Genomic DNA, 20,072 nt, shown 5'->3' on the forward strand with positions numbered 1-20,072 from the left:
CGCGCCTTAGTGCGACGCACTGCCAATGACGGCATCGGGCTTGACCTTGAGCAGCAGCGCCTTCATCTCGTTCTGGATGCGGTGCAGCGCTGCCTGGGTATGGCCTTCAAAGCGCAGCACCAGCACGGGCGTGGTGTTGCTGGCACGGATCAGGCCAAAACCATCGGGCCAGTCCACGCGCAGGCCATCAATGGTGTTGATCTGGGCCGGCGCACTGAACACATCGGCCGCCATCTCCTGGAGCTGGGCGCTCAGCTTGTGCGGCTCGCCCTCCTGGCATTCCACATTGAGCTCAGGCGTGCTGTAGCTGCTGGGCAGCGCATGCAGCAGCGCGCAAGGGTTCTGGGCCTTGCTCAGAATCTCCAGCAGGCGGCAGCCGGCGTAGGTACCGTCATCAAAGCCGTACCAGCGCTCCTTGAAGAAGATATGGCCGCTCATCTCGCCGCCCAAGGGCGCATTGGTCTCGCGCATGCGCGCCTTGATGAGCGAATGCCCGGTCTTGTACATCACCGGTTTGCCGCCGGCTGCCTCAATGGCCGGCGCCAGGCGCTGCGAGCACTTGACGTCATAGACAATCTCACCACCGGGCACGCGCGAGAGCACGTCCTGGGCAAACAGCATCATCTGGCGATCGGGGAAAATATTCTGCCCATCCTTGGTCACGATGCCCAGGCGGTCGCCATCGCCATCAAAGGCCAGGCCCAGTTCCGCATCACCGGTCTGCAGTGCCTCGATCAGGTCACGCAGGTTCTCGGGCTTGCTGGGGTCGGGATGGTGGTTGGGGAAGTTGCCATCGACCTCGGAGAACAGCTCGGTCACCTCGCAGCCCAGCGCGCGGAAGATGCCCGGCGCGGTGGCACCGGCAATGCCGTTGCCACTGTCCACGACGATCTTCATCGGGCGCGCCAGCTTGATGTCCGAGACGATGCGCTCGACATAGGCGGCCGTCACATCGGCCTGGCGCAGCTTGCCGCCACCCTGGAAGCGCCAGCATTCCTTCTCCATGATCTGGCGCAGTTTCTGGATCTCTTCGCCATAGATGGCGCGGCCGGCCAGCACCATTTTGAAGCCGTTGTAGTCCTTGGGGTTGTGGCTGCCGGTCACCTGGATGCCGCTGTGGCACAAGGTGCTGGCGGCAAAGTACAGCATCGGCGTGGTCACGCGCCCCACATCGATGACCTCGATACCGGCTTCCACCAGGCCTTGCATCAGCGCGCGGCTGAGCGCATCGCCTGACAGGCGTCCATCACGCCCCACGGCGACCACCAGCTCGCCAGCGGCAATCGCCTGCTGGCCAAAGGCCCGGCCCAGCTTCAGTGCCACGCTCTCGTTGAGCGTGCTCGGCACAACGCCGCGGATGTCATAGGCTTTGAAGATTGCAGAAGAAATCGGCACAGAACTCACCTTGTTGTTGGCGCAAAACAGGCATGAAAAACGGCCTCCATGAGAAGCCGCGCCTTTGCTGCGAGACAGCTATTGTAGGCACGCTCGAGGCGATGGCCGGCCAGTTGTCCATATGGCGACCAGGGCGCCGCGCTGCCAGACGCACAATGGGACCCGGCCAGACGCGGGTTTGCCGCGCCGCCGCTGCACTGTGCACGGCGCGCATCAATACACCGCAAGAATGTCACCAATGGCAAGCACGGTGCCCGCTAGCATGCTGTCTGCCCTTGCGAGATCCTATGCGCCCCACCCCATCCTCTGCTGCTGCGTCTATCCCTAGCCCCGCCCTTGCCTCGGCTGCGCCGAGCGCCAGCCGCTGGCTACCCCCCTTTGTGCTGCTGGCGGTGCTCTGGGGCGCGTCCTTTCTGTTCATGCGCCTGGGCGCCTCGCAGTTTGGCGCGGTGCCCACGGCCGGCTTGCGCGTCATCCTGGCTGCGCTGTTTTTGCTGCCGCTGATGCTGCTGCGCGGCGAATGGCCCGCGCTGCGCCAGCACTGGAAGCCGGTGCTGTTCTCGGGCATCATCAATTCGGCCATTCCTTTCTCGCTGTTCGCCTATGCCGTGGTCTATATGCCCACCGGCATGGCCTCGGTGCTCAATGCCTGCGCCCCCTTGTTTGGTGCCTTGGTGGCCTGGCTCTGGCTGGGCGACCGCATCACCGGCCTGCGCGTCACCGGCCTGCTGATCGGCTTTACGGGCGTGGCCCTGCTCGCGCTGCATGACAAGCCCGCCACCGCAGGCGCAGCCAGCTGGAGCGCCTATGCCGCGATCGCCGCCTGCCTCTGTGCATCGCTGAGCTATGGCGTGGCTGCCAGTTTTGCCAAGCGCTACCTGGTGGGCGTGCCGCCCCTGGCCACCGCCACCGGCAGCATGGTCGGTGCCAGCCTCTGCCTGCTGATCCCGACGATTGCGATGTGGCCCAGCCAGACGCCGTCCTGGGGCTCGTGGTTGGCCGTCGCGGCCCTGGCGCTGCTGTGCACCAGCGTGGCCTATATCCTGTATTTCCACATCATCCAGACAGCCGGCCCCAGCCGCGCGATTGCGGTCACCTTTTTGGCGCCGGTGTTTGCGCTGGTCTATGGCAACTGGTTTTTGGCAGAACCCATCACCGCCTGGATGTTGGGCTGCGGCGCCGTTGTGATTGGCGGCACCATGCTGTCAACGGGGCTGATTGGCCGCAAGCGGGCCTGAGCGGAGATCAGGATTTTTTGGGGTCGTGCTTGCAGTCGGCGCAAAGGCCCTGCAGGCGCAGCTCGGTCTGCTCCGGCGCCAGCCCCTGCTCCTGCAGCACCTGCAGGTATTGCGCCATCGCCTGGTTGACCTGGGCCGTGGCAGCGTCGCCGGCACGCTCCTCCAGGCTTTGCACCGAATGGCAGTCAGTGCATTCATAGCGCACCTGCAGCGGCTCCTGTGCGTCAGCCCGCAGCGCATAGCGCGTCAGGCGCTCGGCATCCACACTTTTGACCAGCTTGCCGGCAGCGGCCAGGCGGTCGAGCAGGCGGTAGCTGGTGACCCGGTTGACGTCGACGCCCATCTTCTGCAGCCGGGCCTGCACCTCGGCCACGGACCACTGCATGCCCGGCTGGCTGCCGACCAGGGCCAGCAAGGCCTTGGTGGCGCGCGTGGCACGCATGCCGGGCGGCAGGGACTGCACGCTCAAAGCGGCAGTGGCGGGGGATGGAGTGCGGGCGGACATCGGTGGCTGGGAGCAATGGCTTTGATGCAATTGTGTTGCATTATGCCCATCGCCCGCGCCCGGCAGCCAGGTGACCTACTTCAACCAGTCTGCGAAGCGGGTTTCCAGCTTGTCGACCTTGGGCGCCACCACATAGGTGCAATAGGGTTGGCGCGGGTTGTTGTCGAAATAGTCCTGGTGGTAGGCCTCGGCGTTCCAGAAATGCTGCAGTGGCTCCACCTCGGTCACCACCGGCGCGCCCATCTGGCCGGAGGCATTGAGCTTGTCGACAAAGGCCTGGGCCTGGGCCAGCTGCTCGGGCGTCGTGGTGTAGATGCCGCTGCGGTACTGCGGCCCCACATCGTTGCCCTGGCGGTTCAAGGTGGTCGGGTCATGCGTCGCAAAAAAGATGTGCAGCACCTTGTCCAGCGGCAGCACCTGCGGCTCGAAAGTCAGCTCCACACATTCGGCATGGCCCGTCGTTCCCGTGCAGACCTGTTCGTAGCTGGGATTGGCGATCTGGCCATTGGCATAGCCGCTGACGACCTTGACAACGCCACGCACCCGCCCGAACACGGCCTCGGTGCACCAAAAACAACCACCGGCGAGATAGATTTTTTCCACGGGGGACTGGGCTTCATTTGACATCATGACTCCGGCAACAAAAGGGCCAAACATTCAGGGGCAAGCGCACAAGAACTGCCGCTGGCTGGCTTCATTTTTAACAGAGAAAAAGACAGCCATATGCCAATGCGTTCTCTATTTGTATCACCGCGTTGTGCTTGACTTGTCGCGGGCGGCCGCCTACATTACTAACCCACTGGTCATTAACTGTTAGATTGCGCTGCCCACCGTGTCCACTCCGCCTCCCCCCCCTGCTTTGGCTACGCCTGCGCCCCGCCGCAGCCGCCGCAAAGAGGCCCGGCCCGGCGAGCTGCTGGATGCGGCGCTGGACCTGTTTGTCAGCAAGGGCTATTCGGCCACCAAGGTCGAAGAAGTGGCCCGGCAGGCCGGCGTCTCCAAGGGCACGCTGTTTTTGTATTTTCCGAGCAAACAGGAGCTATTCCAGGCCGTGGTGCGCCATGTGCTCAGCAGCCGCTTTGCCGAGTGGGATCTGGAGCTCGACAGCTACCAGCATGACACTGCCACCTTGATCCACTACTGCTACGAAGTCTGGTGGCAGCGCATTGGCTCGACCAAGGCCTGCGGCCTGCCGCACCTGGTGATGGCCGAGGCGCATAACTTTCCCGAGATCGCGGCCTTCTACCGCCAGGAAGTGGTGCTGCCCGGCAACCGGCTGATCGAGCGCGTGCTGCGCCGGGGCATGGAGCGCGGTGAGCTCGCCCCGCTGGACCTGGACTATGGCGTGACCCTGGTGCTGGCCCCGCTGATCTTTTGCGCCAGCGTCAAAAGCACCGGCGGTTTTTGCCTGCCCAACCCGGATTTTGATGTGCCCCGCTTTTTGCAGATGCAGGCCGATGCACTGATGCATGGCCTGGGCTGCCAACCCCGGGGTGGCGCAACATGAAGCGCGTACTGCCCTGGCTGGCCGCTGCCGTCGTCATCGCCCTGCTCGCCAGCGGGCTGTGGCGTGGCCTCCAAACCCAGCAGCAGCGCCAGCAAGCGCTCGCCCAGGCCGAGCAGGCCAAGGCACAGGCGGTCTACCAGCTGGCTGCCAGCGACGCGATCACCGTGGCGCCGCAGACCCTGGTGCTGAGCCTGCCCATCAGCGGCACGGTGCAGGCGGTGCACACCGCCATCATCAAGGCCCGCATTGCCGGCGAGCTGCAGCAGCTGCAACTGCGCGAGGGCGACGCGGTGCAGGCCGGCCAGGTCGTCGCGCGGGTGGACAGCACCGAGAGCCAGGCCCGCCTGGCCCAGGCCCAGCAGCAGGCCGATGCGGCGCGCGCGCAGCAAGATATCCAGCAGCGCCAGTACGACAACAACCGCGCCTTGGCCAACCAGGGCTTTATCTCGGCCACGGCCTTGGAGTCGTCGCAGTCGCAATGGCAGGCCGCGCAGGCCAATTACCAGGCGGCACGCTCGGCCGCCGATGTGCTACGCAAAAACCTGAGCGATACCGTGCTGCGCAGCCCCATCCAGGGCCAGGTGGCCCGCAAATGGGTGAGCAATGGCGAAAAGGTCGGGCCGGACGCCAACGTGCTGGAGATTGTCGACCTGCGTGAATTGGAGCTGCAAGCCCAGATGCCGGCAGCCGATTCGCTGCAGCTGCGCCTGGGCCAGACGGCGCAGTTGCAGGTCGATGGCAGCGGCCAGACCGTCAGCGCGCAGGTGGTGCGCATCAACCCGCAGGCCGATGCCAACAGCCGCAGTGTGACGGTGTATTTGCGCATTGCACAGCCCGCGCCATCCGCAGGCGCTGCCGCACCGGCGCTGCGCCAGGGGCTGTACCTGCAGGGGCAACTGGCCACTGGCGAGCTGCAGACGCTTGCCGTGCCACTGGCCGCCGTGCGCACCGACAAGCCCGAGCCCTATGTGCAGTTGCTGAGCCCAAACGCCGGATCGGGCGAACCAGGCGATACGCTGCGGGTACAGCACCAGCCCGTGGTGCTGGGCGCGCGCAGCCAACTCCAGGGCAAGACCTGGGTGGCCATCCGCCAGGGTCTGCAGGCTGGCCAGCGCATTCTCGGCGGCCAGGTTGGCCAGCTGCGCGAGGCCACGCCCGTCCGCTTGGCGCCCGAGGCCGCACCCGCCAAAGTCGCATCGCCCGCGTCCTGATCCATGTGGTTCACCCGCCTCAGCCTGAACAACCCGGTGCTGGCCACGATGATGATGGCCGCACTGGTGGTGCTGGGCCTGTTCTCACTGCAGCGCCTCAAGGTCGACCAGTTCCCCAATATCGATTTTCCGGTAGTGGTCATCACCGTGGACTATCCGGGCGCCGCGCCGGAGATCGTCGAGAGCGAAGTCACCAAGAAGATCGAGGAAGCGGTCAACGCCGTGGCCGGCATCAGCGCCCTCACCTCGCGCAGCTACGAGGGCACGGCCGTCATCATCATGGAGTTCCAGATCTATGTGGACGGGCGCCGCGCGGCTGAGGATGTGCGCGAGAAGATCGCGGCCGTGCGCCCCTTGCTGCGCGACGAGGTCAAAGACCCGCGCGTGATCCGCTTTGACCCGGCGGACGCCGCCGTCTGGTCGCTGGCCCTGCTGCCTGACCCGAGCCGGGGCACGCCGCCCAGTGCGATTGCGATGACCTCCTGGGCCGACCAGGTGCTCAAGAAGCGCCTCGAGAATGTACGCGGCGTGGGGGCGGTGAGCCTGGTGGGCGGCACGCCGCGCGAGATCAATGTCTACCTGAACCCGCAGCAGATGGAGGCGCTGTCCATCTCGGCGAGCGAAGTAGCCGATGCCGTGCGCCGCGAGAACCAGGATCTGCCGCTGGGCTCGGTGCGCTCGCGCGAGCAGGACCGGCTGGTGCAGATCGACTCGCGCATGAAGCGGCCCGAGGACTTCAACCAGATCATCGTCGCCCGCCGCAATGGCGCGCCCATCTACCTGCACCAGGTAGCGCGCGTGCAGGATGGCGCGCAGGAGCTGAAGAACCTGGCCTTGTACAACGGCACGCGCACCCTGCTGCTGTCGATCCAGAAATCGCAGGAGGAAAACACCATCGAGGTGGTGGACGGCCTGCGCCGCGCAGTGGCCGAGATCACGCCCGAGCTGCCGCCGGGCCTGCGGCTGGAGCCGATTGCCGATGCCTCGCGACCGATCCGCGTGGCCGTCGATAACGTGCGCCAGACCCTGGTCGAGGGGGCGGTGCTCACCGTGCTGATCGTGTTTCTGTTCCTGCATTCCTGGCGCTCGACGGTCATCACCGGCCTGACCCTGCCGATCTCCATCATCGGCACCTTCTTCTTCATGTATGCCTTTGGCTTCACCATCAATATGGTGACCCTGATGGCCTTGTCGCTGTGCGTGGGCCTGCTGATCGATGACGCCATCGTCGTGCGGGAGAACATCGTGCGCCACCTGCAGATGGGCAAATCCGCCTACCGCGCGGCGCTGGAAGGCACGCAGGAGATTGGCCTGGCCGTGCTGGCCACCACCTTGTCGATCGTCGCGGTGTTTCTGCCCATTGGTTTTATGGGCGGCATCATCGGCAAGTTCTTCCATGAGTTTGGCCTGACCATTGTGGTCGCCGTGCTGCTGTCGATGTTTGTCAGCTTTACCTTGGACCCGATGCTCTCCAGCGTCTGGCATGACCCCAGCGTGCACAAGGGCGGCAAGCCCGCACGCAACGGGCTTGCACGGGCGCTCGACCGGGCGCTGGCTGGCTTTGAGGCCGCCACCGAGCAGCTGAGCGCCGGCTACCAGCGCCTGCTGGCCTGGGCGCTGCGCCACCGCTTGACCAGCCTGCTGGTGGCGCTGGCGATCTTTATCCTCAGCCTGCTGCTGCTGCCACTGCTGGGCACCGAGTTTGTGCCGCGCGCTGATTTTTCCGAAACCCAGATCCGCTTCAATGTGCCGGTGGGCGCGTCGGTCGAAGCGACCGAGGCCCGCGCCCGCCAGGTCGAGGACGTGGTGCGCCGCAACCCGGCCGTGCGCTACACGCTGACCACGATCAACACCGGCAATGCCAACGGCAAGAACTACGCCAGCATGTATGTGCGCCTGGTGGACCGCAGCGAACGCAGCCAGGATGTGCAGCAGATATCGGCCAGCCTGCGCGCGGAGCTCAACCAGATCGCCGGCATCCAGGTGACGCACGTGGGCCTGCTCGAAGCGGTGGGCGGCCAAAAGCAGGTGGAGTTCTCGCTGCAAGGCCCGGATCTGCAGGAGCTGGAACGTCTGGCACGCCAGGTGAGCGAGCGCCTGCAGCATATCCCCGGCTTGGTGGACCTGGACAGCAGCGTGCTGGAGCGCGAGCCCATCGTGCAGCTGCAGTTCAACCGCGATGCCGCGTCCGACCTGGGCCTGCCGATGGGCCAGGTGGCCACCGCATTGCGCACCCTGGTGGAAGGCGACACGGTGGGCAACTGGCGCGCGGGCGACAACCAGACCTATGACGTGCGAGTGCGCCTGGCGCCCGAGGCGCGCGAAAACCCGCAGATGCTGGCCCAGCTGCCACTCACCGCCATGGGCGCCAATGGCCAGCCCCATACGGTGCGCCTGAGCCAGCTGGCCACCTTGACCGAAACCACCGGCCCCAACCGCATCAACCGCCGGGCGATGAACCGCGAAGTCGCCTTCAATGCCAACGCCAACCAGCGCAGCGCCGGCGAAGTGGCCGCCGATATCCGCGCGGTGCTGGCGCAGACCACCTTCCCGCCCGGCTACCGCTATGAATTTGCCGGCAGCACCAAGAACATGCAGGAGTCCTTTGGCTACGCGCTGTCGGCACTGGCCTTGGCGGTGATCTTTATCTACATGATTCTGGCCAGCCAGTTCCGCAGCTTCTTGCAGCCGCTGGCGCTGATGACCTCGCTGCCACTGACCTTGATTGGCGTGGTGCTCACCTTGATGATGTTTGGCACCACCTTGTCGATGTTCTCCATCATCGGCGTCATCTTGCTGATGGGCCTGGTGACCAAGAATGCGATCTTGCTGGTGGACTTTGCGATACGCGCCCGCCAGCCCCAGCCTGGCGAAGACGGCCAGATGGTGCCCGGCCTGCCCCGTGAGCAGGCACTGCTGCTGGCCGCCCAGGTGCGGCTGCGCCCCATCTTGATGACCACCCTGGCCATGGTGTTTGGCATGGTGCCGCTGGCCTTTGCGATGAGCGAAGGGGCCGAGCAGCGCGCGCCACTGGGCCAGGCGGTGATTGGCGGGGTGATCACCTCGTCGCTGCTGACCCTGGTGGTGGTGCCCGTGGTGTACTGCTACCTCGATGATTTTGCGAAATGGGCCGCCCAAAAGTGGCGGCGTCCCGCTATGGAACCCTAAGCGGCCTAAAATAAGGGGTTTTTTCTTGCCCCACCCCCAACAAGCCAACCGGAGTCTGCAATGAGTTTGCCACTGAACATGTCCCCCAGCACGGATGATAAATACCGCGCAGCACGCTACAACATGGTCGAGCAGCAGGTTCGCCCCTGGAGCCTGGGCGACGAACAGGTGCTGGCGCTGATCGGCACGCTGCGCCGTGAAGAATTTGTTCCCGATGGCCTGCAGGACATGGCTTTCATGGACATCCAGCTGCCACTGCTGGGCGATGACGGCGAAGAAGCCGTTGCCAATGGCCACTGCATGCTGCCTCCCCGCGTCGAAGCACGCGTGCTGCAGGATCTGAAGCTGCAAGCCCATGAAAACGTGCTGGAAATCGGCACCGGCTCGGGCTATATGGCTGCGCTCATGTCGCGCTTGGCCAAGCAGGTCACCTCGCTGGAGATCGAGCCTGCGCTGGTCGAGCTGGCCCGCGCCAACCTGCACCGCGCCCAGATCAAGAATGTCGATGTGGTGCTGGAAGACGGCTCCAACGCCCAGGCCATCGGCGGCAGCTATGACGTGATCGTGCTGAGCGGCTCGGTCTACGAAGTGCCAGCGGCACTGCTCGACAAGCTCAAGGAAGGCGGCCGTCTGATCGCTTTTGTGGGCACCGAGCCGATGATGCGCACCACCGTTTACACCCGCACGCAAGGCAAGCTGACGATCAGCCAGCCTTGGGACACCGTGGTGGCCCGCCTCAAGGGCTTTGCCGAGGCACCCCGCTTCAAGTTCTGATGACCCCCGCAGCGCGGCGGCCTGGGGGCCGGCTGCGCTGCAGAAAGTGATGTATGGAGCAAATCCGCCCCGCGCAACTCAATGAATGGCTGGCCCAGCATGCTGACCAGAACCCCCTGGTGCTGGATGTGCGCGAGCCCTGGGAGCTGCAGACTGCCTCGGTCAAGCCCGAAGGTTTTGAGCTGCTGAATATCCCGATGCAGCAGATTCCCGCGTCGCTCAACCTGCTCGATGAAGACCGCCCCATCGCCTGCCTCTGCCACCACGGCATGCGCAGCATGCAGGTTGCCGTGTTCCTGGAGCGCCAGGGCTACAGCCAGGTCAGCAACCTGACCGGCGGCATCGACCTCTGGACGGCTGAGCGCGACCCCTCGGTGCCGCGCTACTGACCTGCGGCCCGCGCCGTTTGCGGCGCGGCATCGGGCCTCTGGCCTGGCCGCGCCTCCCCTTGTACCTCCCCCTACTGCACCATGCGCCAAGCCCCTGCCCTGCCTCGTCTGAGAACAACCTGCGCCGCAGCTGCTGCGCTGCTGCTGGGCCTGGCCCAGTTGCCGGCCCAGGCCCAGAGCCTGATGCAGATGGTGGAGCAGGCCAGCGGCTATGACGCGCAGTGGCAATCGGCCCGCGCCAATCTGGATGCAGCCATTTCCCGGGGCGAGCAGGCCCGTGCAGGCTTGCTGCCCCAGGTGGGCCTGCAGGCGCAGTCGCAGTACAGCCACACGGCCATCAACAACCCCGAGCTGCGCCTGAACGGCCCCGACCACCAGATTGGCATCACGGCCAGCCAGCCGCTCTACCGCCCGGCCAACCGCATTGCGCTGGAACAAGGCAAATTGGGCGGCGATATCGCCCGGCTGCAGCTCGATGCCGCGAGCCAGGATTTGCTGGTGCGGGTGGCCCAGGCCTACTTCGATGTGCTGGCCGCGCAGGACAGCATGGTGTTTGTGCAGGCCCAAAAGGCTGCCGTCAAAGAGCAGCTGGCCGCTGCCAAGCGCAACTTTGATGTGGGCACGGCCACCATCACCGATTCGCGCGAAGCCGAGGCCCGTTTTGACCTGGTGCGCGCGCAGGAGATCGCCGCCGAGAATGACCTGACCGTCAAACGCCTTGCGCTGGACAACGCCGTGGGCACACCCGGCAACCAGCCCTGGCCGCTGAAGCAGCCGGTGCTGCTGCCAGCGACCACGCCCGACAATGTGCTGATGTGGGTGGACCAGGCCCAGAGCGAGCAACCCCAGATCCGCATTGCCCAGCTGGCTACCAACAATGCCCGGCTGGACACCAAGAAGGCCGAAACCGGCCACCTGCCCACCGTGGACCTGCAGGCCACCGTGGGCCGCCAGCTCTACCCCAAGGGCAGCATCACCATGCCCACCCATGGCTACAACGCCAACCAGGCGACCGTCGGTGTGGTGCTCAATGTGCCGCTGTTTGCCGGCTTTTCCGTGCAGAACCGGGTCAAGGAAACGCTGGCACTGGAGAGCAAGGCCGAGGCCGACCTGGACAATGCCCGCCGCACCGTAGCGCAGAACGTGCGCAGCGCCTTCTTTGGCCTGCAGTCCAACGCAAGCCAGGTCAAGGCACTGGAAGCCGCCGAGGCATCGAGCCAGCTCGCGCTCGATGCCAACCTGACCGGCTACCAGGTGGGCGTGCGCATCAATATCGATGTGCTCAACGCCCAAAGCCAGCTCTACCAGACCAAGCGCGACCTGGCCCTTGCCCGCTACAACACCTTGCTCGGCCAGCTCAAGCTCAAGCAGGCGGCCGGCACCTTGGCGCTGAACGATATCGAGGTGCTGGACCGCAGCATGCTGACCAGCACGGCGCCCGCCGCCGCAGCTCCCGGCGCGTTGCCTGCGACCCAGCTCGCCCCCTCACCCGCACGCTAAAGCGCTCCACGCGCCTGGGCAGGGCCGCACAGCGCGCCATCAAGGCAGGCTGCCAAACAAGGCCGGCCGTGCTGCATCAGAGGGCAGCACACAGGCGACATCATGGGCGCAGCCCGGCACGATGGACAGCGGCTGCGGGCGCGCTGGCTGCAGCACCTGGGCCACATAGGCGGCATAGCCCTCCCCTCGCTGGCGGCGAAACGGCCCTTGCAGCATGGCGGCGCAGGATTTATCGAGCGCGCCATAGCTCGTGCCCTTGCCGGCATGGTTGTCGAGCGCGCCTTCCAGATAGTGAATATCCGCCTGGCGGTAGCGCTCGCGCGCCTGCGCAGCGGTGGGCCCCAGGCTGGACGGCAGCGCCTGCGTGCCGTATTTCCAGTCGTGGTAGCCCGGGCAGGATGCCTCTTGAGGCAGTTGCATGCGGTAGTCGCAACCACCATCGCTGCAGGCAGCCCAGTCCACATCGCGGCCCGCGCGCTGGGGCTGCGGGCGCGGTGGATCGAAATACAGCCAGGTGCCGGGGTCGGCGACGACATAGCGCAGCGATACAGCGGCAGGCGGCTGCTGGGCAAAGCCGATGCTGCGCTGGAGCATCTGCCCACCGGCAGAAAAGCCCGCTAAGGTGATGTGGCGCACGCTGGGCCAGCGCTGGTGGATATGGGCGACCAAGGCATCGAGCGCGGCAATCGCGCTGATCGGGGTCCTGCCAGCGCCGGCCTGGGAGTTTTGCCCGGCCAGCCAGCTGCCGCAGGTCCACAGCGCATCACCCGGCTCCGGCGCAGGCGTGCCCTTGGTGCGGCAGCGCTCGGCCTTGTCGCTGGCCACCTGGTAGAGCGGCGCAATGACCAGGGTCGTCTCCAGGCGCCCCGCCTTGCGTGCGGCATCCAGCGCGGCCTTGAAGCTGCGGTTGGCATCGCGCGGGTGCCCATGCATGATCAAAAGCGCCGTTTGAGGCCCGCCAGATCCATCGGCATTTTCGGCTTGCGGCGCCTGCGAGGCATAGAAATGCATGCGCCCGGCCTGGCCTGGCAGCACAAAGCCTTGGTAACAGGCGTCTGAAGCCTGTTCGGTACAGGTCTGTGGCGCCGATGCTGGGGTGGATGGCGGGCTTGAAGCTGCCCAGCCACTGCCAGCCAGCAAGGCGGCCAGGCCAACACCAAAAGCGAGTGTGCGAGCGGTCATAGCGGTACCGTGGTAGTCCCAAGACCTGCCATCCTAGGCCTTTGTGGCCCAGCGGTGCAGCACCGGGGCGGGATTTACCTGGCAGCGACAGGCCCGATACATGAACGGCGTGGTGGACTGCGCTGCAGCCTGCGCAGCGCATGCACAAGCGCGCAAAAACAAAAAACCTCTTGAACATCACATTCAAGAGGCTTGTTGTTTGGTGGGTGATACATGGATCGAACATGTGACCCCTGCCGTGTGAAGGCAGTGCTCTACCGCTGAGCTAATCACCCCAGGCACGCCCCAAAGAGGCCTGCCAAAACTAAATGGTGGTGGGTGATACATGGATCGAACATGTGACCCCTGCCGTGTGAAGGCAGTGCTCTACCGCTGAGCTAATCACCCCAAGCATGCCCCAAGGGACATACCGCAACGACGATGGATTGGTGGGTGATACATGGATCGAACATGTGACCCCTGCCGTGTGAAGGCAGTGCTCTACCGCTGAGCTAATCACCCAAAATCTCTCGCCGTCAAGCCCTCTATTATGACAGCAAATATTTGCTGGCTGTGAGAATTAGGCCAATTTTCTCCAAATAGTTTTGCCGCCGCTGGATTTGTCCAGCTGCGTCAGCACCTCGTCATGGGCAGCGAGCTCCGCATCCGACGGCTGGATCACCGGCAGATCGAACTGCGCAAAATCCACTTTCTTGACCACCATGGCCGCGTTGGACTTGCTGTTCGACGCCATGCTGTCGGACGACAGCAGCTGCTCCTGGCCGCGCGTCATGTTGATGTAGACGTCAGCGAGCAGCTCGGCATCGAGCAAGGCGCCGTGCAGGTCGCGGCCGGAATTGTCCACTTCCAGGCGGTCGCATAGCGCGTCGAGCGAGTTGCGCTTGCCCGGGAACAGGTCGCGCGCCATCAAGAGCGAATCGAGCACACCGCTCACCATGCTGACCAGAGGCGGCATGCCCACCCGTTCGAACTCCTTGTTCAGGAAGCCCATGTCGAATGGCGCATTGTGGATGATCAGCTCGGCGCCTTCGAGGTAGGCGCGGATCTCTTCGGCTTTCTCGTGGAAACGCGGCTTGTCGGCCAGAAACTCGCTGGTGATGCCGTGCACGCGCAGCGCGTCTTCATGGCTTTCCCGGTCGGCATTGAAGTACAGATGCAGGTTATTGCCGGTGAGCTTGCGGTTGAGCAGCTCGACGCAGCCGAGCTCAATGACACGGTCACCATCGACGACTGACAGACCCGTGGTTTCCGTATCCAGAACAATTTGGCGCGACATCTACAGCTTCCTCGACTCAAAACACCGATTGTAAAAGCCGCTCGCACCCGCGCGCCCGGCCCGGCCCACGCTCAGTGGTTTTCCTTGGCGTGGTTGATCGAATACTTGGGGATCTCCACGGTCACATCCTCGCGCGCCAAAATGGCCTGGCAGGACAGGCGCGACTGCGGCTCCAGGCCCCAGGCGCGGTCGAGCAGATCGTCCTCTTCCTCTTCGGAAGGGTCCATGGAGTCGAAACCCTGGCGCACGATCACGTGGCAGGTGGTGCAGGCCCGGCTCATGTCGCAGGCGTGTTCGATGTTGATGCCATTGTCCAGCAGCGCCTCGCAGATCGACGTTCCGGTGGGCGCCTTGATCTCGGCGCCTTGGGGACAGTATTCGGCATGGGGCAGGATTTTGATGATAGGCATGGGAATGTGGTTCTTCTTGCTGTAGTCGGTTAAATGGATTGCACGTTCTTGCCGGCCAGGGCCTGGCGGATGCCACGGTTCATGCGCTCGGCGGCAAAGGCCTCGGTGCCCTTGGCCAGCGCATCGGTGCTGGCCTCGATCTCGGCGGCGCTCTCGCTGCTGGCCAGGGCCCGGCGCAGCTGGTCCATCAGTGCGTCGACCTGGCTGCGCTCGGCGTCAGTCAGCAGGTCGCCATCGGCATCGAGCGCGCTTTGGGTGGCAATCAGCAGGCGGTCGCCATCCACGCGCGCTTCGACCAGCGCACGGGCCTGCATATCGGCCTGGGCGGTGCTGAAGCTGTCGCGCAGCATATGGGCAATCTGGTCGTCCGAGAGGCCGTACGAGGGCTTCACATCGATATGCGCCTCCACCCCGCTCACCAGCTCTTGCGCGCCCACGCTCAGCAGGCCATCGGCATCGATAGTGAAGGACACGCGGATGCGTGCAGCGCCCGCGGCCATGGGCGGGATGCCGCGCAGCTCAAAGCGCGCCAGGCTGCGGCAATCGGCCACCAGATCGCGCTCGCCCTGCACCACGTGGATGGCCAAGGCCGTCTGGCCGTCCTTGTAGGTGGTGAAGTCCTGGCCGCGTGCGGTCGGAATGGTTTCGTTGCGGCTGACAATGCGCTCGACCAGGCCGCCCATGGTCTCGATGCCCAGCGACAGCGGGATTACATCGAGCAGCAGCAGGTCGCCATTGGTGTCGTTGCCGGCGAGCTGGTTGGCCTGGATCGCGGCGCCCAGGGCCACTACCTCGTCGGGGTTCAGGTTGGTCAGCGGCGGCTTGCCAAAGAAGTTGCCAACGGCTGTCTGCACCTGGGGCATGCGCGTCGAGCCACCCACCATCACCACGCCTTGCACCTCGTCCTTGGCCAGCTGGGCATCGGCCAGCGCGCGGCGCACGGCCGTCAGGGTCCGGGCCGTCAAGGCCTGGGTGGCCGCATCAAAATCGGCCCGGCTCAGCGGCAGCGCAATATCCTGGCCCGACAGCTGCGCGGAGAACGTCACCTGGTCGGCATCGGTCAGCGCCTCTTTGGCGGCCTTGGCAGCGAGGCGCAATACCGCCTTGTCCTGCGCGCTCTGCACCGCGCCGCCGGTTTTCTCCAGCACCCACTGGCCCAGTGCAGCGTCATAGTCGTCACCGCCCAGCGCCGAGTCACCGCCGGTGGCGATGACTTCAAACACGCCGCGCGTCAGGCGCAGCACGGAAATATCAAAGGTGCCGCCGCCCAGGTCGTAAACGGCGTAGATGCCTTCGGACGCATTATCGAGGCCATAGGCAATCGCTGCAGCAGTGGGCTCGTTGATCAGGCGCAGCAGCTTGATGCCGGCGAGCTGGGCCGCATCCTTGGTGGCCTGGCGCTGCGCATCGTCAAAGTAGGCTGGCACGGTGATCACCGCGCCATACAGGTCATTGTCGAAGGTGTCTTCTGCGCGGTAGCGCAAGGTGGCCAGAATCTCGGCGCTGATCTCCACCGGGGTCTTGAGACCGGCTACGGTCTCGATGGCCACCATGCCGCTGCCCTCGGGCTGCACCAGTGCATAGGCCAGCTGCTCGGGCGCATGGATATCGTCCAGGTTGCGGCCCATCAGGCGCTTGGCCGAGGCAATGGTGTTGGCGGCATCCACGCCGGGATGGGCGAGCGCCGCATAGCCGATATCGCGCTTGCCATTGGCGTGGTAATGCACCACCGATGGCAGCAGCACCCGGCCTTCGTCATCCGGCAGGCATTCGGCCACCCCGTTGCGCACGGCAGCGACCAGCGAGTGCGTGGTGCCCAGATCAATGCCCACCGCAATACGGCGCTGGTGCGGATCGGGAGATTGGCCAGGTTCTGAAATTTGGAGCAGTGCCATGGATGCGATCTATCTTGTGTTCTCTTGCCTGCGGCCCGCGCGGGCGCGCGGAGGCAGCGGTCTCAATGGGGGTGTCGCCAAGGCATGCTGTGCGGCCTGGTGGGCCGCCCTGCCTTGGTCAAAAGCCTATTGTCCCAGTTGCTCGCGGCGGCGGTCGATGTCGCCGCTAAATCGCGCAACAAACATGAGGGCTCTCACCTGCTGGGCCGCTTGCGCATAGTCGCGCTCCACATCCAGCAGCTGCTGGCAGCGCGCCAGCATCGTGCGGCGCGCGCTGGCGACCTGGTCATCCAAGGCATCAACGTCGGTCTGGCTCTGCGCGTCTTCCAGCGCCTCGCGCCACTCCATCTGCTCCATCAGAAAAGCAGTGGGCATGGCGGTGTTGTCCTCGGCGCGGATGGGCGCGTCATGCATCTCGCACAGGTAGGCAGCGCGCTTGAGCGGGTCCTTCAAGCGCTGGTAGGCCTCATTGATGCGCACCGACCACTGCATGGCCACGCGCTGGGCGGCAGCCCCTTGCGACGCAAAGCGGTCTGGATGGGCCTGCTTTTGCAAGGCCTTCCAGCGCTCAGCCAATTGCTGGGCATCTTGCGCAAACTGCAGCGGCACGGCGAACAGTTCAAAATCGTTGGATTGCAGATTCATCATGAAAAAACCGCCTGGCAAAAGCACAGGCGGTTTGCAGTTTTGGCATCAGCGATGCCGACAAACAAGGCCGGGTCAGCCCATGAAGGCCAACCGGGCGCCTGAACCCGAGGCCTCAGATTCTGAAGCTCTCGCCACAACCGCAGCGATCACGCTCGTTGGGATTGTGGAACTTGAAGCCCTCGTTGAGGCCTTCGCGCACAAAGTCCAGCTCGGTGCCGTCGATGTAGGCCATGCTTTTGGGATCGACCAGCACCTTGACGCCATGGTCTTCAAACACCACGTCCTCAGGCGCTGCCTCATCCACGTACTCGAGCTTGTAGGCCAGGCCCGAGCAGCCGGTGGTCTTCACGCCCAGGCGCACACCCACGCCATGGCCGCGACGCGACAGGTAGCGGTTGATGTGGCGCGCAGCCGACTCAGAAAGCGTGACAGCCATGGCGCTTTAAGCCTCCGCCTTGGCGGTGTGCTTGGCCTTGTAGTCGTTGACCGCCGCCTTGATCGCGTCTTCAGCCAGGATCGAGCAGTGGATCTTCACCGGTGGCAAAGCCAGCTCTTCAGCGATCTGTGCATTCTTCAGCGCAGCGGCTTCGTCCAAGGTCTTGCCCTTGACCCATTCGGTCACCAGCGACGACGAGGCAATCGCCGAGCCGCAGCCGTAGGTCTTGAAGCGTGCGTCTTCGATCACGCCGGTGTCGGCATTGACCTTGATCTGCAGCTTCATCACGTCGCCGCAAGCCGGAGCGCCGACCATGCCGGTGCCCACCGATTCATCACCCTTGTCGAACGAGCCCACGTTGCGGGGGTTTTCGTAATGATCAATCACTTTGTCGGAATATGCCATCTTGGTACCTCTTTACAGTTAGCGGCTGCGCCGGCTTTAGTGGGCAGCCCACTGGATGGTGCTCAGATCAACACCGTCTTTGTACATTTCCCACAGGGGGCTCAACTCGCGCAGCTTGGTCACGTTTTCACGGATCGAAGCCACGGCGTAGTCGATGTCTTCATTCGTCGTGAAGCGGCCAAACGTCATGCGCAGGCTGCTGTGGGCGAGCTCATCGCTGCGGCCCAGCGCGCGCAGCACATAGCTGGGCTCCAGGCTGGCAGAGGTGCAGGCCGAACCCGAGGACACGGCCAGGCCCTTGATGCCCATGATCAGCGATTCGCCTTCGACGAAGTTGAAGCTGATGTTCAGGTTGTGCGGCACGCGGTGGTTCAGGTCACCGTTGACGAACACTTGTTCGATGTCCATCAGACCGTCGAGCATGCGCTGCTGCAGCGCCTTGGCATGGGCGTAGTCCTTGGCCATGTCTTCCTTGGCAATGCGGAAAGCCTCGCCCATACCGACGATCTGGTGCGTCGCCAAGGTGCCCGAACGCATGCCGCGTTCATGGCCACCGCCGTGCATCTGCGCTTCGATGCGCACACGGGGCTTGCGGCGCACGTACAGCGCGCCAATGCCCTTGGGACCATAGGTCTTGTGTGAGGCCAGGCTCATCAGGTCGACCTTCAGCGCGGTCACATCGATCTCGACCTTGCCGGTGGCCTGGGCCGCATCGACGTGGAAAATGATGCCCTTTTCGCGGCAGATGTTCCCGATGGTGTCGATGTCCTGGATCACGCCGGTTTCGTTGTTCACGAACATGACGCTGACCAGGATGGTGTCGGGGCGAATCGCCGCCTTGAACACGTCCAGATCCAGCAGACCGTCTTCCTTGACGTCCAGGTAGGTGACCTCGAAGCCTTCACGCTCGAGCGCACGCATCGTGTCCAGCACGGCCTTGTGCTCGGTCTTGACGGTGATCAGGTGCTTGCCCTTGCCCTTGTAGAACTGCGCAGCGCCCTTGAGCGCCAGGTTGTCCGACTCGGTGGCACCGCTGGTCCAGACGATTTCACGCGGATCGGCATTGATCAGCGCGGCGACTTGCGCACGGGCCTTTTCAACCGCCTCTTCCGCCGTCCAGCCCCAGGCATGGCTGCGCGATGCAGGGTTGCCGTAGTTCTCGGACAACCAGGGAATCATCGCTTCAACCACGCGGGGGTCCACGGGCGTGGTGGCGCCGTAATCAAGGTAAATAGGGAAGTGTGGGGTCGTGTCCATATCTGGCTCTACTGGCGCGTGCTGGTGGGCACCCGCAAAAACTCAAAACGCAATCATCGAATGAACTTGCCGCACCCGGTTCAGGGCGTAACAAGGCCTCCCGGCACTGCGAAGAGCACCGGGGGATGCGGCGACCAGCGCCGCATCAACAATCAGGATTTGGCAAACACATTGCCCAGTGCAAACACCGAGTTCGGTGCGGTGACACGGATGGGCTTGACAACCGGCGTGGTCGAGATAGCGCGGCGCACGATGGGCTTGTCTTCGATCTGGATGCCCTTGGCCAGTTGGTCATCGACCAGCTTTTGCAAGGTGACAGAATCGAGAAACTCCACCATGCGCTGGTTCAGCGATGCCCAGAGTTCGTGCGTCATGCAGCGACCGGCCTCACCCATGCAGTTTTCCTTGCCGCCACACTGCGTGGCGTCAATAGGTTCATCTACCGAGACAATGATGTCGGCAACTGTGATCTCAGCGGCCTTGCGGGCCAGGGTGTAGCCGCCACCGGGGCCGCGGGTGGACTCCACCAGTTCATGGCGGCGCAGCTTGCCAAACAGCTGCTCCAGATACGACAGCGAGATCTGCTGACGCTGGCTGATCGCAGCCAAAGTTACCGGGCCATTGTTCTGGCGCAAAGCCAGATCAATCATTGCAGTCACTGCAAATCGGCCTTTGGTGGTGAGACGCATAATCGTTCCTTAGAGGTCAGGCTTGATAACCATAGACGCCCAATGCAAGCAAGCCACCCGCAATGACATCGTCGTAGCCTGTCGCTCCACCCTGCATGCAGGGTAGGTCCCATTCATCGATAGGCTTTTTTCTTGTTGTTGAGTAATTTGTGTCAGTATAGCACAATGCCCCCTGAATTCGCTCGGG

The 20,072-nt window shown here is 64.2% G+C and carries 19 protein-coding genes and 3 tRNA genes; 7 read left to right on the plus strand and 15 right to left on the minus strand.

Annotated features, from left to right (window positions below; all coding sequences use genetic code 11):
• Positions 1 to 6 precede the first annotated feature (6 nt).
• The gene (locus tag WH265_RS01375; protein ID WP_021025833.1) at positions 7 to 1,395 is read right to left on the minus strand and encodes a phosphomannomutase/phosphoglucomutase; all 1,389 of its coding nucleotides are present in this window, start codon (positions 1,393 to 1,395) and stop codon (positions 7 to 9) included.
• Positions 1,396 to 1,682: 287 nt separating this feature from the next.
• Between WH265_RS01375 and WH265_RS01380 the strand changes: the two genes are divergently transcribed.
• A complete protein-coding gene (locus WH265_RS01380; RefSeq protein WP_339557092.1) occupies positions 1,683 to 2,633 on the plus strand; it encodes a DMT family transporter in 951 nt (316 codons plus the stop codon).
• Between the two features lie 7 nt (positions 2,634 to 2,640).
• Here the strand turns inward: WH265_RS01380 and WH265_RS01385 are convergent, their stop codons facing one another.
• Entirely contained in the window at positions 2,641 to 3,138 is a 498-nt protein-coding gene (locus WH265_RS01385; RefSeq protein ID WP_158400492.1) for a Fur family transcriptional regulator, read from the minus strand.
• 75 nt (positions 3,139 to 3,213) lie between these two features.
• Complete coding sequence (gene msrA, locus WH265_RS01390; RefSeq protein WP_133856022.1) at positions 3,214 to 3,765, minus strand: peptide-methionine (S)-S-oxide reductase MsrA; 552 nt, start codon at positions 3,763 to 3,765, stop codon at positions 3,214 to 3,216.
• Positions 3,766 to 3,997: 232 nt separating this feature from the next.
• On the opposite strand from msrA, the gene WH265_RS01395 reads away from it, so the two are divergent.
• The 6 genes from WH265_RS01395 (at position 3,998) to WH265_RS01420 (ending at position 11,687) form a co-directional block, all read left to right on the plus strand.
• A complete protein-coding gene (locus tag WH265_RS01395; protein WP_021025837.1) occupies positions 3,998 to 4,645 on the plus strand; it encodes a TetR/AcrR family transcriptional regulator in 648 nt (215 codons plus the stop codon).
• On the plus strand, positions 4,642 to 5,856 hold the full coding sequence (locus WH265_RS01400) for an efflux RND transporter periplasmic adaptor subunit (RefSeq protein ID WP_339557093.1): 1,215 nt from the start codon (positions 4,642 to 4,644) through the stop codon (positions 5,854 to 5,856). Before WH265_RS01395 ends, WH265_RS01400 begins: the two co-directional genes overlap by 4 nt.
• Before the next feature lie 3 nt (positions 5,857 to 5,859).
• The gene (locus WH265_RS01405; RefSeq protein WP_339557094.1) at positions 5,860 to 9,024 is read left to right on the plus strand and encodes an efflux RND transporter permease subunit; all 3,165 of its coding nucleotides are present in this window, start codon (positions 5,860 to 5,862) and stop codon (positions 9,022 to 9,024) included.
• Positions 9,025 to 9,084: 60 nt separating this feature from the next.
• Positions 9,085 to 9,798 (plus strand): protein-L-isoaspartate O-methyltransferase family protein, encoded by a 714-nt coding sequence (locus WH265_RS01410; RefSeq protein ID WP_021025840.1) that lies wholly within the window; start codon positions 9,085 to 9,087, stop codon positions 9,796 to 9,798.
• A gap of 53 nt (positions 9,799 to 9,851) precedes the next feature.
• Positions 9,852 to 10,187 (plus strand): rhodanese-like domain-containing protein, encoded by a 336-nt coding sequence (locus WH265_RS01415; RefSeq protein WP_116923977.1) that lies wholly within the window; start codon positions 9,852 to 9,854, stop codon positions 10,185 to 10,187.
• 81 nt (positions 10,188 to 10,268) lie between these two features.
• Complete coding sequence (locus WH265_RS01420; protein WP_339557095.1) at positions 10,269 to 11,687, plus strand: TolC family outer membrane protein; 1,419 nt, start codon at positions 10,269 to 10,271, stop codon at positions 11,685 to 11,687.
• A gap of 39 nt (positions 11,688 to 11,726) precedes the next feature.
• Here the strand turns inward: WH265_RS01420 and WH265_RS01425 are convergent, their stop codons facing one another.
• The 12 genes from WH265_RS01425 to iscR all read right to left on the minus strand — a co-directional run bounded on the left by WH265_RS01425 (position 11,727) and on the right by iscR (position 19,885).
• Positions 11,727 to 12,869, minus strand: a complete 1,143-nt coding sequence (locus WH265_RS01425) for a hypothetical protein (RefSeq protein ID WP_339557096.1) — start codon at positions 12,867 to 12,869, stop codon at positions 11,727 to 11,729.
• 200 nt (positions 12,870 to 13,069) lie between these two features.
• Positions 13,070 to 13,144: transfer RNA gene (locus WH265_RS01430), tRNA-Val, on the minus strand.
• A 37-nt stretch (positions 13,145 to 13,181) separates the two neighbouring features.
• Positions 13,182 to 13,256: transfer RNA gene (locus tag WH265_RS01435), tRNA-Val, on the minus strand.
• A gap of 39 nt (positions 13,257 to 13,295) precedes the next feature.
• A tRNA-Val gene (locus WH265_RS01440) sits at positions 13,296 to 13,370 on the minus strand.
• Positions 13,371 to 13,428: 58 nt separating this feature from the next.
• Positions 13,429 to 14,145: a DNA polymerase III subunit epsilon gene (gene dnaQ / locus WH265_RS01445; RefSeq protein ID WP_339537163.1), complete on the minus strand. Its 717-nt coding sequence runs from the start codon at positions 14,143 to 14,145 to the stop codon at positions 13,429 to 13,431.
• Between the two features lie 71 nt (positions 14,146 to 14,216).
• Entirely contained in the window at positions 14,217 to 14,555 is a 339-nt protein-coding gene (fdx, locus tag WH265_RS01450) for an ISC system 2Fe-2S type ferredoxin (protein ID WP_021025845.1), read from the minus strand.
• A gap of 29 nt (positions 14,556 to 14,584) precedes the next feature.
• Positions 14,585 to 16,450: a Fe-S protein assembly chaperone HscA gene (gene hscA / locus WH265_RS01455; RefSeq protein WP_339557097.1), complete on the minus strand. Its 1,866-nt coding sequence runs from the start codon at positions 16,448 to 16,450 to the stop codon at positions 14,585 to 14,587.
• 126 nt (positions 16,451 to 16,576) lie between these two features.
• Positions 16,577 to 17,095, minus strand: coding sequence for a Fe-S protein assembly co-chaperone HscB (gene hscB, locus WH265_RS01460; RefSeq protein ID WP_027010646.1), 519 nt, complete (start codon positions 17,093 to 17,095; stop codon positions 16,577 to 16,579).
• A 115-nt stretch (positions 17,096 to 17,210) separates the two neighbouring features.
• Positions 17,211 to 17,534: an iron-sulfur cluster assembly protein IscA gene (gene iscA, locus WH265_RS01465; RefSeq protein WP_021025848.1), complete on the minus strand. Its 324-nt coding sequence runs from the start codon at positions 17,532 to 17,534 to the stop codon at positions 17,211 to 17,213.
• Positions 17,535 to 17,540: 6 nt separating this feature from the next.
• The gene (iscU, locus tag WH265_RS01470) at positions 17,541 to 17,939 is read right to left on the minus strand and encodes a Fe-S cluster assembly scaffold IscU (protein ID WP_021025849.1); all 399 of its coding nucleotides are present in this window, start codon (positions 17,937 to 17,939) and stop codon (positions 17,541 to 17,543) included.
• Positions 17,940 to 17,975: 36 nt separating this feature from the next.
• Positions 17,976 to 19,196, minus strand: coding sequence for an IscS subfamily cysteine desulfurase (locus WH265_RS01475; RefSeq protein WP_021025850.1), 1,221 nt, complete (start codon positions 19,194 to 19,196; stop codon positions 17,976 to 17,978).
• 152 nt (positions 19,197 to 19,348) lie between these two features.
• On the minus strand, positions 19,349 to 19,885 hold the full coding sequence (gene iscR, locus WH265_RS01480; protein WP_021025851.1) for a Fe-S cluster assembly transcriptional regulator IscR: 537 nt from the start codon (positions 19,883 to 19,885) through the stop codon (positions 19,349 to 19,351).
• Positions 19,886 to 20,072: the final 187 nt, after the last annotated feature.

Source organism: Comamonas sp. MYb396, assembly GCF_037479555.1.
Classification (GTDB): domain Bacteria; phylum Pseudomonadota; class Gammaproteobacteria; order Burkholderiales; family Burkholderiaceae_C; genus Comamonas.